Origin of the sequence: Kocuria nitroreducens, assembly GCF_042879195.1 — a bacterium.
Classification (GTDB): Bacteria; Actinomycetota; Actinomycetes; order Actinomycetales; family Micrococcaceae; genus Kocuria; species Kocuria nitroreducens.
In genome coordinates this window covers 1-13596 of record NZ_JBHZTC010000027.1, presented here as the reverse complement: position 1 = coordinate 13596, position 13596 = coordinate 1, and the positions used below count along the sequence as shown (strand labels likewise).

At 74.4% G+C, this 13596-nt stretch carries 12 protein-coding genes and 1 pseudogene; 9 read left to right on the top strand and 4 right to left on the bottom strand.

Annotated elements, in window-relative coordinates; all coding sequences use genetic code 11:
* The first annotated feature begins 143 nt into the window (after positions 1–143).
* From ACFYE1_RS15630 to ACFYE1_RS15620, 3 genes are all read left to right on the top strand, one after another.
* Positions 144–557 carry a hypothetical protein gene (locus tag ACFYE1_RS15630; RefSeq protein ID WP_387744842.1) on the top strand — a complete coding sequence of 138 codons (414 nt, stop codon included), beginning with the start codon at positions 144–146 and terminating at the stop codon, positions 555–557.
* Between the two features lie 303 nt (positions 558–860).
* Positions 861–1691, top strand: coding sequence for an FAD:protein FMN transferase (locus ACFYE1_RS15625; RefSeq protein WP_387744839.1), 831 nt, complete (start codon positions 861–863; stop codon positions 1689–1691).
* Between the two features lie 89 nt (positions 1692–1780).
* Positions 1781–4282: an ABC transporter gene (locus ACFYE1_RS15620; RefSeq protein WP_387744904.1), complete on the top strand. Its 2502-nt coding sequence runs from the start codon at positions 1781–1783 to the stop codon at positions 4280–4282.
* A gap of 157 nt (positions 4283–4439) precedes the next feature.
* On the opposite strand, the gene ACFYE1_RS15615 is transcribed toward ACFYE1_RS15620, so the two are convergent.
* Complete coding sequence (locus ACFYE1_RS15615) at positions 4440–4649, bottom strand: antitoxin (RefSeq protein WP_387744836.1); 210 nt, start codon at positions 4647–4649, stop codon at positions 4440–4442.
* A gap of 200 nt (positions 4650–4849) precedes the next feature.
* On the bottom strand, positions 4850–5569 hold the full coding sequence (locus ACFYE1_RS15610) for a FadR/GntR family transcriptional regulator (protein ID WP_387744833.1): 720 nt from the start codon (positions 5567–5569) through the stop codon (positions 4850–4852).
* Positions 5570–5711: 142 nt separating this feature from the next.
* Between ACFYE1_RS15610 and ACFYE1_RS15605 the strand changes: the two genes are divergently transcribed.
* The 6 genes from ACFYE1_RS15605 to ACFYE1_RS15580 all read left to right on the top strand — a co-directional run bounded on the left by ACFYE1_RS15605 (position 5712) and on the right by ACFYE1_RS15580 (position 12502).
* The gene (locus ACFYE1_RS15605; protein WP_387744831.1) at positions 5712–7091 is read left to right on the top strand and encodes a GntP family permease; all 1380 of its coding nucleotides are present in this window, start codon (positions 5712–5714) and stop codon (positions 7089–7091) included.
* A gap of 7 nt (positions 7092–7098) precedes the next feature.
* On the top strand, positions 7099–7866 hold the full coding sequence (locus ACFYE1_RS15600) for an SDR family oxidoreductase (protein ID WP_387744828.1): 768 nt from the start codon (positions 7099–7101) through the stop codon (positions 7864–7866).
* A gap of 76 nt (positions 7867–7942) precedes the next feature.
* The gene (locus tag ACFYE1_RS15595) at positions 7943–8965 is read left to right on the top strand and encodes a zinc-binding dehydrogenase (protein ID WP_387744825.1); all 1023 of its coding nucleotides are present in this window, start codon (positions 7943–7945) and stop codon (positions 8963–8965) included.
* Entirely contained in the window at positions 8965–10512 is a 1548-nt protein-coding gene (locus ACFYE1_RS15590) for a gluconokinase (RefSeq protein WP_387744822.1), read from the top strand. The genes ACFYE1_RS15595 and ACFYE1_RS15590 overlap by 1 nt, the downstream gene beginning before the upstream one ends.
* A 183-nt stretch (positions 10513–10695) precedes the next feature.
* Positions 10696–12072, top strand: coding sequence for an FAD-binding oxidoreductase (locus ACFYE1_RS15585; RefSeq protein WP_387744819.1), 1377 nt, complete (start codon positions 10696–10698; stop codon positions 12070–12072).
* 100 nt (positions 12073–12172) lie between these two features.
* Positions 12173–12502, top strand: a complete 330-nt coding sequence (locus ACFYE1_RS15580) for an antitoxin (RefSeq protein ID WP_387744816.1) — start codon at positions 12173–12175, stop codon at positions 12500–12502.
* Between the two features lie 120 nt (positions 12503–12622).
* Here ACFYE1_RS15580 and ACFYE1_RS15575 read toward each other — a convergent pair whose 3' ends face one another.
* Both ACFYE1_RS15575 and ACFYE1_RS15570 read right to left on the bottom strand, forming a co-directional pair.
* Positions 12623–13327 (bottom strand): class F sortase, encoded by a 705-nt coding sequence (locus ACFYE1_RS15575; protein ID WP_387744813.1) that lies wholly within the window; start codon positions 13325–13327, stop codon positions 12623–12625.
* 35 nt (positions 13328–13362) lie between these two features.
* Positions 13363–13596, bottom strand: a pseudogene (locus ACFYE1_RS15570) (hypothetical protein); the annotation flags it as partial.

Genomic DNA, 13596 nt, shown 5'->3' with positions numbered 1-13596 from the left:
CAGTTGGCCGATGACCCCTGACCTGCGATTACGTTGGTGACGTCGCACCAGACACGGGGCTCGGGGGGCGTTCGGGGGAACGCGCCGCGGGCCGGCACCAGTCGCGAAGCGGTCCTCGCTTCTCCACCGGATGGGACAGAACAATGAGAAGAACCACCAGGGCCGTCACGGCCGCCGCCTTCGCGGCAGGAGTCGGTCTCGTCGCCGCCGCACCGGCGCAGGCGATGGAGATCTACGACATCAGCGATGCCACGCGGATCGCGGAGGGGGCGGCCGTCCAGGGCACCTACACGGTGTCGTGCACGGCGGGGAGCAACATCTTCGTCTCCCTCAACATGACCCAGCGGGTCTCCGAGGGGCGGATCGCCAACGGCAGCTACTTCGAGCAGTGGATCTGCGAGGGCGGCGAGGTCGAGATGGACTACCAGGTCTTGGCCTTCAACATGGCCTTCGACGAGGGTCCTGCCGTCATCTCCGGGTTCATCCAGGAGTGCGAGACGCAGTTCTGCGGAACGGGCACGAACCTGCCGCTCCAGGTCATCCAGATCTCCGACTAGCAGGACCGACGAGCGGCCCCGTTCCTGCACCGGTGCAGGGCCGGGGCCGCTCCGCGTCACCGGCCCGGAAACTCTGCCCAATAGTCCAGTGCCCGGCACCACCTCCAGATCTATAGTCGAAATCATCGACTGCACATCTCTCCCCCCACGCCCCCCGCAGTGGCCGGACGACCGCGCCGTCCCCGTCCTCCACGAGGAGACTCTCACGAGGCAGCCGGCGCGGGTCGACGCCGTGAGCGGCGCCGACCCCGCCGTGAAGGGCTACCGCACGGTCTGCCGGGAGCTCCTGGAGAGGGCCGGACTGTGAGCGCCCCCGCCGTCGAGCTGCGCCGCCCCGAGGGCCGGTGTCGCCGCCACCGCGAGCTGATCTGGGGCACCTCCGTGACGATCGACGTCCGCGCCGGCGGGGAGGGCCTGCCCCCCGAGCCCGCGGTGCAGCACGCGCTGGGCACGGCCGTGGCCAACATGCGGTGGGTCGACGCCGTCTTCTCCACCTACCGCCCCGACTCGCTGGTGACGGCGCTCCGGTCCGGTCTGCTCGACGAGCGCCGGCTCAGCCGGTGGGACGCCGCTCAGGGCGCCCTGCTGGACGTGCTCCAGCGCTGCCGGGAGGCCCGGGAGCTGACCGACGGCTGCTTCGACCCCTGGGCCGTGCGCGGCGGCTTCGACCCCTCCGGCTACGTCATGGCGTGGGCCGCGGAACGGATCGCCGACGACCTCGTCCGCGCCGGGTGCGCTAACGTCTGCGTGGAAGCCGGCGGGGACGTCGTGACCCGCGGGTCCGCCGGGCCCGGGAAGCCCTGGGCGGTCGGGATCCGCCACCCCGAGGACGCCGGCGCCGTCACCTGGACCGTGCTGCCCGGCAACGGCGCGGTGTCGACCTCGGGCACGACCGAGCGCCCGGCGCACATCGTCGATCCGCTCACGGGGCGACCCGCTGCGGGCGCCCGGTCCGCGACGGTCGTCGGCCCGGACGCACGGCTGGCCGGCGTGCTCGCGACGGCCCTCGTGGTCGCCGGCCGGGACGGGGCCGGCTGGTTCACCGGCCTGGACGAGTGGTCCGCCTGGGGCGTGGACCCCGCCCCCGGGGACACGGCGTGGTCGGTCGGCCGGGAGCGGCACCTCACCCGCTGAGTCCTCGCCCGGCCCCGACGGTGGCTAGGGTGGAGGCGGTGAGCACCCACCCCGACACCGCCCCGGCCCCCGACACCACCCGCACCGGCATGGTCCGGGTCCGGGGAGCCTCCGAGAACAACCTGCGCCACGTGGACGTGGACGTCCCCCGCGACGCGATCGTCGCCTTCACCGGCGTCTCCGGCTCGGGCAAGTCCTCCCTGGCCTTCGGCACCATCTACGCCGAGGCGCAGCGGCGCTACCTCGAGTCCGTGGCGCCCTACGCGCGGCGCCTGATCCAGCAGGGGCACAACCCCGCGGTCGAGGGGATCACCGGACTGCCGCCCGCCGTCGCACTGCAGCAGCGGCGCGGCGCGCCGAGCTCGCGCTCCACGGTGGGCACCCTCACCACGCTGTCCAACTCGATGCGCATGCTCTACTCCCGGGCGGGCACCTACCCGGACTCCGCCGCGGGCAGCCTGGACTCGGACGCCTTTTCGCCCAACACCGCCGCCGGCGCGTGCCCCCGGTGCTCGGGGCTGGGCACCGTGCACGACGTCACCGAGTCCTCCCTGGTCCCGGACCCGGTGCTCAGCATCAGGGACGGGGCCATCGCGGCGTGGCCCGGCGCGTGGCAGGGCAAGAACCTGCGCGACATCCTGAGCCACCTGGGCCACGACGTCGACGTCCCCTGGCGCGAGCTGCCGCGGGAGGAGCGCGACTGGATCCTGTTCACCGAGGAGCAGCCGGTCGTGGAGGTCACCCCGCAGCGGGACCGGGTGGCGAAGCCGTACAGGGGCCGGTTCTGGAGCGCGAAGAGCTACGTCCTGCACACCCTGGCGGACTCCGCGAGCCAGCAGATGCGCGAGCGCGTGCTGCAGTACGTGGTCACGGGACCCTGCCCCGGGTGCGCCGGCAGCGGGCTGCGCCCCGAGGCGCTCGCCGTGACCTTCGCGGGACGGAGCATCGCCGAGCTCAACGGGGCGTCCCTGGGCGAGCTGGCCGAGGTGGTCCGGCCCACGGCGGCCCTGGAGCACGCCGGCACCGCCTCCCGGGCCGTCTTCTCGGGGGAGCGCAGCGAAGCCGCGGTGACCATCGCCAAGGACCTGCTCGCCCGGCTGCAGGTGCTCCTGGACCTGGGCCTGGGCTACCTGAGCCTGGACCGGTCCACGCCCACGCTCTCCCCGGGGGAGATGCAGCGGCTGCGGATCGCCACCCAGCTGCGCTCCGGGCTCTTCGGCGTGGTCTACGTCCTCGACGAGCCTTCGGCGGGCCTGCACCCGGCCGACGCCGAGCCGCTGCTGGCCGTGCTCGAGGAGCTGAAGGCCTCCGGGAACTCGGTGTTCGTGGTGGAGCACGACATGGCCGTGGTGCGGCGCTCCGACTGGGTGGTGGACGTGGGGCCCCAGGCCGGGGACCGCGGCGGCTCGGTGCTGTACAGCGGGCCCGTCCCCGGCCTGGCCGACGTGGCGGAGTCCGCCACGCGCCCGTTTCTGTTCCCGGACGGCTCCCCGGACGGGTCCCGGGAGACCACGACGGCGGAGCGCACGCCCCGCCCGGTCGGCCGGCGGCTGCGGCTGCGCGGGGTGACGCGCCACAACCTGGTGGACCTCGACGCGGAGATTCCGCTGGGCGTGCTCACCGCCGTCACCGGCGTCTCCGGCTCGGGCAAGTCCACGCTGGTCAGCCAGGTCCTGGCCGAGACGGTCGGCCGGCACGTGCACGGCGGGGCGGCTCCGGAGCCCGCCGACCCGGAGTCCACCGATCCCGGGGACGACGCGGCGCCCGCCGCCGGGGCCCGGGTGGGCGCGGTCGAGGGCCTGGAGCACCTGGACCGGCTGATCCGGGTGGACCAGCGGCCCATCGGCCGGACCCCGCGCTCCAACCTGGCGACCTACACGGGGCTGTTCGACGCGGTCCGCAAGCTGTACGCCGCCACCGACGAGGCGCGCGCCCGCGGCTACGGCGCCGGGCGGTTCTCCTTCAACGTGACCGGCGGCCGGTGCGAGACGTGCCAGGGCGAGGGCTTCCTGGCCGTCGAGCTGCTGTTCCTGCCCGGCACCTACGGGCCCTGCCCCGACTGCCGGGGCGCCCGCTACAACCCCGAGACGCTGGAGGTCACCGACCGGGGCCGGAGCATCGCCGACGTCCTGGGCATGCGCGTGGAGACCGCCGCGGAGTTCCTCGCGGACGTCCCGGCCGCCGCGCGCAGCCTGCGCACCCTGCTCGACGTGGGGCTCGGCTACCTGCGGCTCGGTCAGCCGGCCACCGAGCTCTCCGGGGGCGAGGCGCAGCGGATCAAGCTGGCCACCGAGCTGCAGCGGGCCCGGCGCGGCCACACCCTGTACCTCCTGGACGAGCCCACCACGGGACTGCACCCGCAGGACGTGCAGCTGCTGCTGCGCCAGCTGAACCGCCTGGTGGACGCCGGCAACACCGTGGTGGTGGTGGAGCACGCCATGGACGTGGTGGCGTCCTCGGACTGGGTGATCGACATGGGCCCGTCCGGCGGCGAGGCCGGCGGGCGGATCGTGTGCGCCGGCACCCCGGCGGACGTGGCCGGGTGCGCGCAGAGCCGGACCGCGCCCTACCTCGCCGCAGTGCTCGGCTGAGCTCCTCCCGGTCCGGTCCTCCTGCACCGAGTCGCGGCCGGCGGCGACCGGGCACGGCCGCATCGCCGTCAGCCCCGATCCCGCGCAGGACGGGTGCGCTGCGCCGCAGCCCCCGCGCGCCGGACGGCGGGCGGGGGCTGCGGTCAGCCGCTGCGGATCAGTTCTGCTGCTGGTCCTTCTGGTCCTGCTCGCCGGTGCCGAGGAAGTCCCCGGCCTTGTCCTGGCCCGTGTCGACCTGGCTCTCGTACTTGTTGCCGGTGCGCTCGTCGACGGCGTCGCCGCCGCGGTCGATGCCCTGCTCCACCTTGTCCGGGTGCTGGTCCGCAAGGTTCTTCGCCTTGTCCGCGAATCCTCCCATGTCCACCATGATCGTTCCTTCCGTCGAGCGGTTCCGGCGGGGCGCTGCCCACCGGGGGTACCCCTCCATCCTGGTCCCCGGGCGGGGGCGCTGGCCACCCCTCCGGACGGTTCGCGGACTCGCGCAGCCGAGCACACGGGGCAGCGCTCGCCCGAGGCGCGGACCGTGGCCGCGGAGCTGTGCCCCGAGGTCAGGCGAGCGGCCGCCCGTCACGGCTGCCCGTCGGGTGCGTCCGTCCTGTCGACGACCCCCTCGAGCACCTCCACCACCACGGCGCGCGCCCGGGCCTCGGCCGCCGTCGCATCCCCGGAGGCGACGGCGGCGGCCGTGGCCACGTGGTTCTCGAGCGCCCCGGGGTCCGGGGAGCGGGGCATGAGCCCCAGCGTCGTGCGGCCGGAGAGCACCTCGGCCACCACGTCCTGCAGGGCGGCGAGCATCGGGTTGCCGCTCGCCTCCAGCAGCAGCGCGTGGTAGGCGGTGTCCACCTCCAGGTACTCGGGGTCCGTGCCGCGGCGTGCCTCGCCGAGCTCCCGCAGCCGGGCGGCGAGCTGCACCAGGCGCCGCCGGGTGGGCTCGTCGGCCCGGACGGCGGCCAGGCGGGCGGCCGCGGGCTCGATCGCGGTGCGCAGCTCCGTGAGGCTCCGCAGCTGCTCGTCCCGCCCCGGGCCGCCGAGCCGCCACCGGATCAGCCGGGGGTCGAACGGGTTCCAGTCCCGCGACGGACGCACGGTGACGCCCACCCGCCGCCGGGACTCCACCATGCCCATGGACTCGAGCACGCGCACCACCTCCCGCACGAGCGTGCGGGAGACCCCGAACTCCTCCTCGAGGACCGCGAGCGTCAGGACGGTGCCCGGCCCCCGCGCTCCGGAGGCGATGCTCTCGCCGAGCCGGTCCAGCACCCCGCTGTGCTGCTCCACCCCGTGCATGGACGCTCCGTCCGTCATGTGCGGCGCGGCAGCGCCCACCCTGTTGCCAAAAGTATGATCTTTCTGCCAGCCTAGCGTGTGTCGTGGCTCACGACGAGACCCCATGGCCTGCGCGCAGGCACGAGACCAACGGAGAAACTCAGTGGAAGACTGGACACAGACCCTCGGCACCGCGCCGCTGCTGGCGATCGCGGCAGCGGCCATCGCACTGATCCTGGTCCTGGTGATCAAGTTCAAGCTGCACGCCTTCCTCACCCTGATTCTCGTGGCGCTGCTCACGGCGTTCGCCACCGGCATCCCCACGGGGTTGATCGTGGACACCGCGGTCACCGCCTTCGGCGGCACGCTCGGCTCGGTGGCTCTGCTCATCGGTCTCGGCGCCATGCTCGGCAAGCTCGTGGAGCACAGCGGCGGCGCCCGGGTGCTCGCCGACAAGCTCGTGGACCTCTTCGGCGAGAAGCGGGCCCCCTTCGGCCTCGGTGTCGCCTCGCTCATCATGGGCTTCCCGATCTTCTTCGACGCCGGCCTGGTGGTCATGCTGCCGATCATCTTCGCCGTCGCCCGCCGCGTGAGCGGCAACAACGTGCTGCTCTACGGCATCCCCGCCGCCGGCGCGTTCTCGGTCATGCACGTCTTCGTGCCGCCGCACCCCGGCCCCGTGGCCGCCACCGAGCTCTACGGCGCCGATCTGGGCATGGTCCTGCTCGTCGGCCTGCTGCTGGCCTTCCCGCTCTGGTACCTCTCGGCGTACCTGTGGGGCAAGCGCGTGGGCTCCAAGTACGTCCTGCCCGTCCCGGGCTTCTTCGGCGACGTCGACGACGACCAGCCGGCCAACCCGCCGAAGGTCGGCACCATCATCGCCCTGCTCCTGCTGCCCCTCGTGCTCATCTTCATGAACACCGGCCTGGACTTCCTCCGCGCCGCCGGCACGGTCTCCGAGGACGCCCCGTGGTTCCCCGTGCTCTCCATGATCGGCGCGTCCCCGGTCGCCCTGCTGATCTCGGTCCTCGTGGCCCTGTTCGTCCTCGGCACCCGCCGCGGCGAGCACGGCACCGCCCTGGAGAAGGTCGTCGACTCCTCCCTGGGCCCGGTCGCCTCCGTCATCCTCATCACCGGCGCCGGCGGCATGTTCGGCGGCATCCTGCGCGCCTCCGGCATCGGCGACGCGCTGGCGTCCTCGCTGGACGGCATCGGCCTGCCCGTCATCTTCGCCGCCTACCTCATCGCCGTCGTCCTGCGCCTGGCCCAGGGCTCGGCCACCGTGGCCCTCGTGACCGCCGCCGGGCTGATGGCCCCGGCCGTGGCCGCGGGCGACTTCAACTCCGTGGAGGTCGCCGCCGTGGTCCTGGCCACCGCGGCCGGCTCGGTCTTCGCCGGCCACGTCAACGACTCCGGCTTCTGGCTCGTCGGCCGGCTCATGGGCATGGACGTCAAGACCACGCTGAAGACGTGGACCGTGCAGCAGGCCCTCGAGTCCGTGGTGGGCTTCGCCTTCGTCCTCGTCATCTTCTACATCGCCTGAGGTGGACATGAACAGCGTCTTCGACATCACCGGCCGGCTCGCCCTCGTCACCGGGTCCTCCCGGGGGCTGGGGCGGGCCCTGGCCACGGGCCTCGCCGAGGCGGGCGCGCGCGTGGTCCTGCACGGGCGCGACGCCGACGCCCTCGCCCGGGTGCGCGACGCGATCGCCGCCGGCACGGGCACGGCCCCGGGCACGGCGGCCTTCGACCTCACCGACGCCGAGGCGGTCCGGACGGGGATCGACGCGGTCCTCGCCGAGCACGGCGTCCCCGACATCCTGGTGAACAACGCCGGGATCCAGCGCCGGGCCCCCTTCGCCGAGTTCGCGGCCCAGGACTGGGAGGACATCGTCGCGGCGAACCTCTCGAGCGTGTTCCACGTGTCCCGGGCCGTGGTCCCCGGCATGCAGGAACGGGGCTCGGGCAAGATCGTCAACATCGGCTCCGTGCAGTCGGTGCTCGCGCGGCAGACCATCGCCCCGTACTCGGCGACCAAGGGCGGGGTGGTCATGCTCACCAAGGGGATGGCCGCGGATCTCGCCCGGCACAACATCCAGGTCAACGCGATCTCGCCCGGGTACTTCGCCACCGAGATGAACCAGGCGCTGATCGAGGACGAGACGTTCAACGGCTGGGTGGTCGAGCGCACCCCGGCCCGGCGCTGGGGGCAGGTCGAGGAGCTCGTGGGCACGCTGGTCTACCTGTGCTCGGACGCCTCCAGCTTCGTCTCGGGGCACAACGTCCTGGTCGACGGCGGCATGACCTCCGTCCTCTGAACCGCAGCACCGCCCCGCCCCGCTCGACACGCACCGCCCTGCGGCGGCGCCCCAGGACGCACCAGGAAGAGAGCTCATGAAGGCCATCGTGATCCACGGCAAGGACGACCTGCGCGTCGAGGAGGTGCCCACCCCGGAGCCCGCCGCGGGGCAGCTCCGGCTCCGGATCGCCTACGGCGGGGTGTGCGGGTCGGACCTGCACTACTGGGCCGAGGGCGCCAACGGCGAGTACGTGGTCCGGGAGCCCCTCGTGCCCGGCCACGAGGTCTCCGGCACGGTGGACCTCGACCCCGCCGGCGAGCTGGCGCCCGGCACGCCGGTGACGGTCCACCCGGCCACGTTCGGCACGCCCGAGCCCGGGATCGGGGACCGGCGCCACCTGTGGCCCGGCGGGGCCTACCTGGGCAGCGCCTCCACCCGGCCGCACACCCAGGGCGGGATGAGCGAGTACCTGCTGGTCCGCCGCGACATGGTCCGGGTGCTCCCGGCCGGCCTGCCGCTGCGCCGGGCCGCGCTCGCCGAGCCGCTGGCCGTGGCGCTGCACGGGCTCACCGTGGCCGGGGACGTGACCGGCCGGCGTGTGCTCGTCTCCGGGTCCGGGCCGATCGGCCTGCTCGCCGCAGCGGCGGCCCTGGCCCGCGGCGCGGCCGAGGTCGTGGCCACGGACGTCCTCGAGGGCCCGCTCGAGCGGGCGCGCGGGCTCGGCGTGCACGGCACCGTCCGGGTGGGGGCCGAGCAGATCCCGTCCGGGGCGTTCGACGTGGTCCTGGAGTGCTCCGGCGTGCCGGCGGCCGTGAGCCCCGTGCTGCTGGGCGCCCGCCGCGGCGGCGTCGTCGTCCAGGTGGGGATGGTGCCGGACGAGGCGCGGCCCGTGAACCTGGCCCCGCTGGTCTCCAAGGAGCTCCAGCTGCGCGGCTCCTTCCGGTTCGATGACGAGATCGACGAGGCGATCGACCTGCTCGCAGCGCGCCCGGGGATCGAGGACGTGGTCACGCACGAGTTCCCCGCCGACCGCGCCGTCGAGGCCTTCACCACGGCCCGCGACTCCGCCGTCTCCGGCAAGGTCCTCGTCTCCCTGGCCGACAGGGAGCGGCGCTGATGCCCGGCCCGGCCGGCACCGCGCACCCGGACCCCGTGGTGGTGGGCGTCGACATCGGCACCACGAGCACCAAGGCGGTGGCCTTCGCCGTGGGCGGGGAGCAGCTCGCCGCCTCCTCCGTCGGCTACCCGCTGGAGGAGCCGCACCCCGGCCACGCCGTGCAGGACCCCGAGCTGATCCTGCAGGCGGTGCTGGACACCGTCCGAGCGGTGGTCGAGGAGGTCGGGACGGAGCGCGTGGCCGGGCTGTCCTTCAGCGCCGCGATGCACAGCCTGCTCGGCCTCTCACCCGAGGGCGTGCCCCTCACCCCGCTCGTCACCTGGGCCGACACCCGGGCCGGCGTCCAGGCGGAACGGCTGCGCGCGAGCGCGGGCGGGCTCGCCCTGCACCGGCGCACGGGCACGCCGGTGCACCCGATGTCCCCGCTGCCCAAGCTCGTGTGGTTCCACGACCAGGAGCCCAAGCTGTGCGAGCGCGTCGCGTTCTGGGCCGGCATCAAGGAGTTCGTGCTGCTGCGGCTGTGCCACGCGCTCGTGGTGGACCACTCGGTCGCCTCGGCCACCGGCCTCATGAACATCCACGAGCTGGTCTGGGACGCCGAGGCCCTCGCCCACGCCGGGATCCTGCCCGAGCAGCTGCCCGAGCTCGTGCCCACCACCCACGTCCTGCCCGGGCTCACGGACGAGGGGGCCCGGGCCACCGGGCTGCCCGTCAGCACGCCGGTCGTGGTGGGGGCCAGCGACGGTCCGCTGGCCAACCTCGGCCTGGGCGCGGTCCGGCCCGGGGTCGCGGCCTGCTCGATCGGCACGAGCGGTGCGCTGCGCGTCGTCGTCGACCGTCCCGTGGTGGACCCGCTGGGACGGGTCTTCTGCTACGCCCTGACCCCGGGGCGCTGGGTGGTCGGCGGGGCGATCAACAACGGCGGCGTGGTCCTCGGCTGGGCCGGGGACGCCCTCGCCCCCGACCTGGGGGAGGAGCCGGAGGAGGAGCTGCTCGCGCTCGCGGCGAGCGTCCCGGCCGGGTCCGGGGGGCTGCTCATGCTGCCCTACCTGCTGAGCGAGCGCGCCCCGCACTGGAGCTCCCTGCCCCAGGGCGCCTACGTGGGGCTGACCCGTGCCCACCGCCGCGAGCACCCGGTGCGCGCGGCCCTGGAGGGCGTGTGCCAGCAGCTCGGCCTGGTCCTGCAGTCGATGCGCTCGACCGGTCTGGCCGTGGAGCAGATCCGCGCCACCGGGGGCTTCGCCCGCAGCCCGCTGTGGCGGCAGCTGCTCGCCGACGTCCTCGGCACGGACATCTCGTTCGCCTCGGGCCACGAGGGCTCCGGTTTCGGCGCCGCGCTGCTCGGGATGCAGGCGCTCGGGCTGATCGAGTCCGTCGACGTGGCCTCGGACCTGGTGGAGGTGGAGTCCGTCGTGCGCCCGGAACCCGCCGACGCCGCGGTCCACGCGTCCCTGCAACCGGTGTTCGAGCAGCTCTACGAGGCGCTCGTGCCCACGTTCACGTCCCTGCGCCGGCTGGCGCCCGCCCTGCCGCTCGAGCGCGGCTGACCCTCCCTGCGGCCCGCTCCGGCCACGCCGGACCGGGCCGTCCCGCCCGGAGCTCCGTGAAGATTCCGTGCACGGTCCGGAGGGCGCATCGGCGGACCTGCGTGGGAGAATGGACCCGTTCTGCGGCGCGCGCGGGACCGTCCGGCCCCGCACTGCGGATCGTCGGTGCCGAGGGGGCCCGCCATGATCTTGAGAGCGGACGTGGAGGAACTCCACCGGCAGGTCCGCGGCCCGGTCCTGCTGCCGGACGAGGACGGCTTCGCGCAGGAGGTCGCCGGCTTCAACCTGGCCAGCGTCCACCGCCCGGACGTGGTGGTCGGCGCGGCCGACACCGCCGACGTGGTGGCCGCGATGCAGTGGGCCGCCGCCCACCACGAGCCCGTCGGGATCCAATCCACGGGCCACGGCGCGGACCAGCCCATGGACGGTGGGCTGCTGGTGACGACCAACAGGATGCAGGAGCTCGAGGTCGACCCCCGCCGCCGGACGGCGCGGATCGGCGCCGGCGTGCGATGGCGCCGCGTGATCGACGCGGTCGCCCCGCACGGGCTCGCGGTCCTCAACGGCTCGGCCAGCGACGCCGGGGCGGTCGGCTACACCCTGGGCGGCGGGCTGCCGGTCCTCGGGCGGGTCTTCGGCTTCGCCGCCGACCACCTCCTGAGCCTCGACGTGGTGACCCCCGACGGACGGCTTCGCCGCGTGAGTTCCCGGCACGAGCCGGAGCTGTTCGCCCTGTTGCGCGGAGGCAAGGGCAACCTGGGCTTCGTCACCTCCATGACCCTCGACCTCGTCCCGCTGGAGGATCTCTACGGCGGCGGGATCTTCTACCCCGGCACGGACGCCCAGGAGGTGCTGAGCGCCTTCAGCCGGTGGGCGCCCGCCCTGCCGGAGCGCGCCTCGACGTCCGTGGCCCTGCGCTGGATGCCGCACGACCCGGCCGTTCCCGAGCAGCTGCACAAGCAGATGCTGGTGCACCTGCGCTTCTGCTGGGTGGGCCCGGAGGGCGAGGGAGCACGGGTCCTCGCGCCGATGCGGGAGGTCGCCCGGCCGGTCCTGGACCTCGTGGGTCCCATGGACTACCGGGACATCGACCAGGTGCACATGGATGCCACCGAGCCGGGTCTCTACGTGCTCACGGGGGAGTTCCTGCGGGAGTTCGACGCCGCCGCGGTCATGACGCTGCTCCAGCGTGCCGGGCCCGGCAGCCGGTGCCCGCTGCCGGAGGTGGGGATCCGTCTGATGGGTGGAGCCTTCACCCGGACGGACGGCCTCCAGGACGCGGTCTCGGGGCGGGACGCGGCGTTCTTCCTGGAGCTCATCGGCTGGCTCGCGCCCCACGTGGCCGAGGCGACGCCCCGGGCGCTGGCCGAGATCCTGCAGGCCATGGCCCCGTGGTCCACGGGGCGGGCGTTCGTGAACATGCACGGGGTCCCGGGCGGGGAGCGCGAGCACGCCCGGGCGTGGTCCGAGGAGGTCTACGCCCGTCTGGTGCGGGCCAAGGCGCTCTACGACCCCGACAACCTGCTGCGCTTCCAGCACGTGGTCGGGCAGGAGCACTGAGCCCCCGGCACCGGCCAGCCGGCGGACAGCCGCGCATGATGGACTGGTGGCAGCACCGCCGCGGTCCCGCGCGCGGTGAGCACTCCCGGAAGGAGACGTGATGGTGAACTTCAAGGGGCTCACGGCCAAGGCCAAGCAGCTCGCCCAGCGCAACCCGGACAAGGTCGACAAGGTCCTCGACCAGGCCGGCAGCTTCGTGGACAAGCGCACCGGGCGCAAGTACGAGCGCCACGTGGACACGGTCCAGCAGAAGGCACGGCAGTTCCTCGGCGGGGGCCACGCCCCCGGCGACCGGACGCCCGGCGGCCCGACCACGGGCGGACCGGCCGCCGGCGAGCGCCCGGACGGGCGGCCGGGCGGACCGGCTGCGACCGACCGGCCCGGTCACGTGCCCGGCGACGAGGGGCAGCACCAGGGCCCCCGCAACTGAGCGGCTCCCGGGTCCCAGGACCGGATCGGACCCTGTCCGCCGCGCGCCGAGCGCACGGCGGGCGGGGTCCGTCGTCGTCCCGGGCGGTGCTGCCCGCCGCCGTGCCCCCGGCGGCGCCGCTCAGCGCACCAGGGATGCATAGACCACGTAGTTGTCGTCGAACTCCCCGGTGGCCGGGTCGTAGCCGTCGCAGGTGATCAGCCGCAGCTCGGGGCCCTCCGTGTTGCCATAGACCTCCAGGGTGGGGAAGTCGTCCTTGCCGTACTGCTCCCCGCGGTCGACGGCGAAGACCGCGGTGGTGCCGTCCTGGCGAGCCACCTCGACCCGGTCCCCGGGCTCCAGGGCGCGGAGGTCCGCGAAGATCCCGGGACCGCCGCCCGTGGCGTTGACGTGGCCCAGCAGCACGGCGGGTCCGCGCTCGCCGGGGGCCGGGGACCCGGTGTACCAGCTCGCTGGGGACCCGGGTCCCTCCGGCGGGACCTCGAGCGAGCCGTCCTCGCGCAGCCCCAGGTGCAGCAGCTCGGACTTGGCACCGGCAACCGGGATCGTCAGCGAGACCGGGTCGGAGGCAGCCGGCACCGGTGGTGGCGCGGCCGTGGGGGTCGCCGCCGCAGCCGGGCCCGGTGCGGTGGAGACAGACGGTGCCGGGGTGCCCGTCGAGGCGGGGTCGGTCCGAGCAGCGGTGGAACTCGCCACCGCCGACGGTGCCGAGCTGGTGGTCCCGTCCTCCGGGGCGGAGGTGCCGGCGCACCCGGTGAACAGGAGGGCGGCGGCCGCCGCGCAGGCCATCAGTCCTGCGCGGCGGCCGGTGCCGGAGCCCGTCATGGGGTCATGCCTCTTCTCGGGGGTGTCAACCGGTGTCAGGCGCGGGCGCGGCGGCGGGCCACGAGCGCGGAGCCGGCCAGGGCCAGGGCCCCGCCACCGGCCACGGCGAAGCCGGCGGCAGCACCGTTGCCGGTGGCGGTCTCCACCCCGGTGTCGGCCCCGCCCTCGGGCATGGCACCCATCTGAGAGGCGCTCAGCGTGCCGCAGGCCGCGGGAAGGGTCGCGGCCGCGGGCAGCGCCGGGTCCAGGTCCGAGGGCTTCTCCGCCGC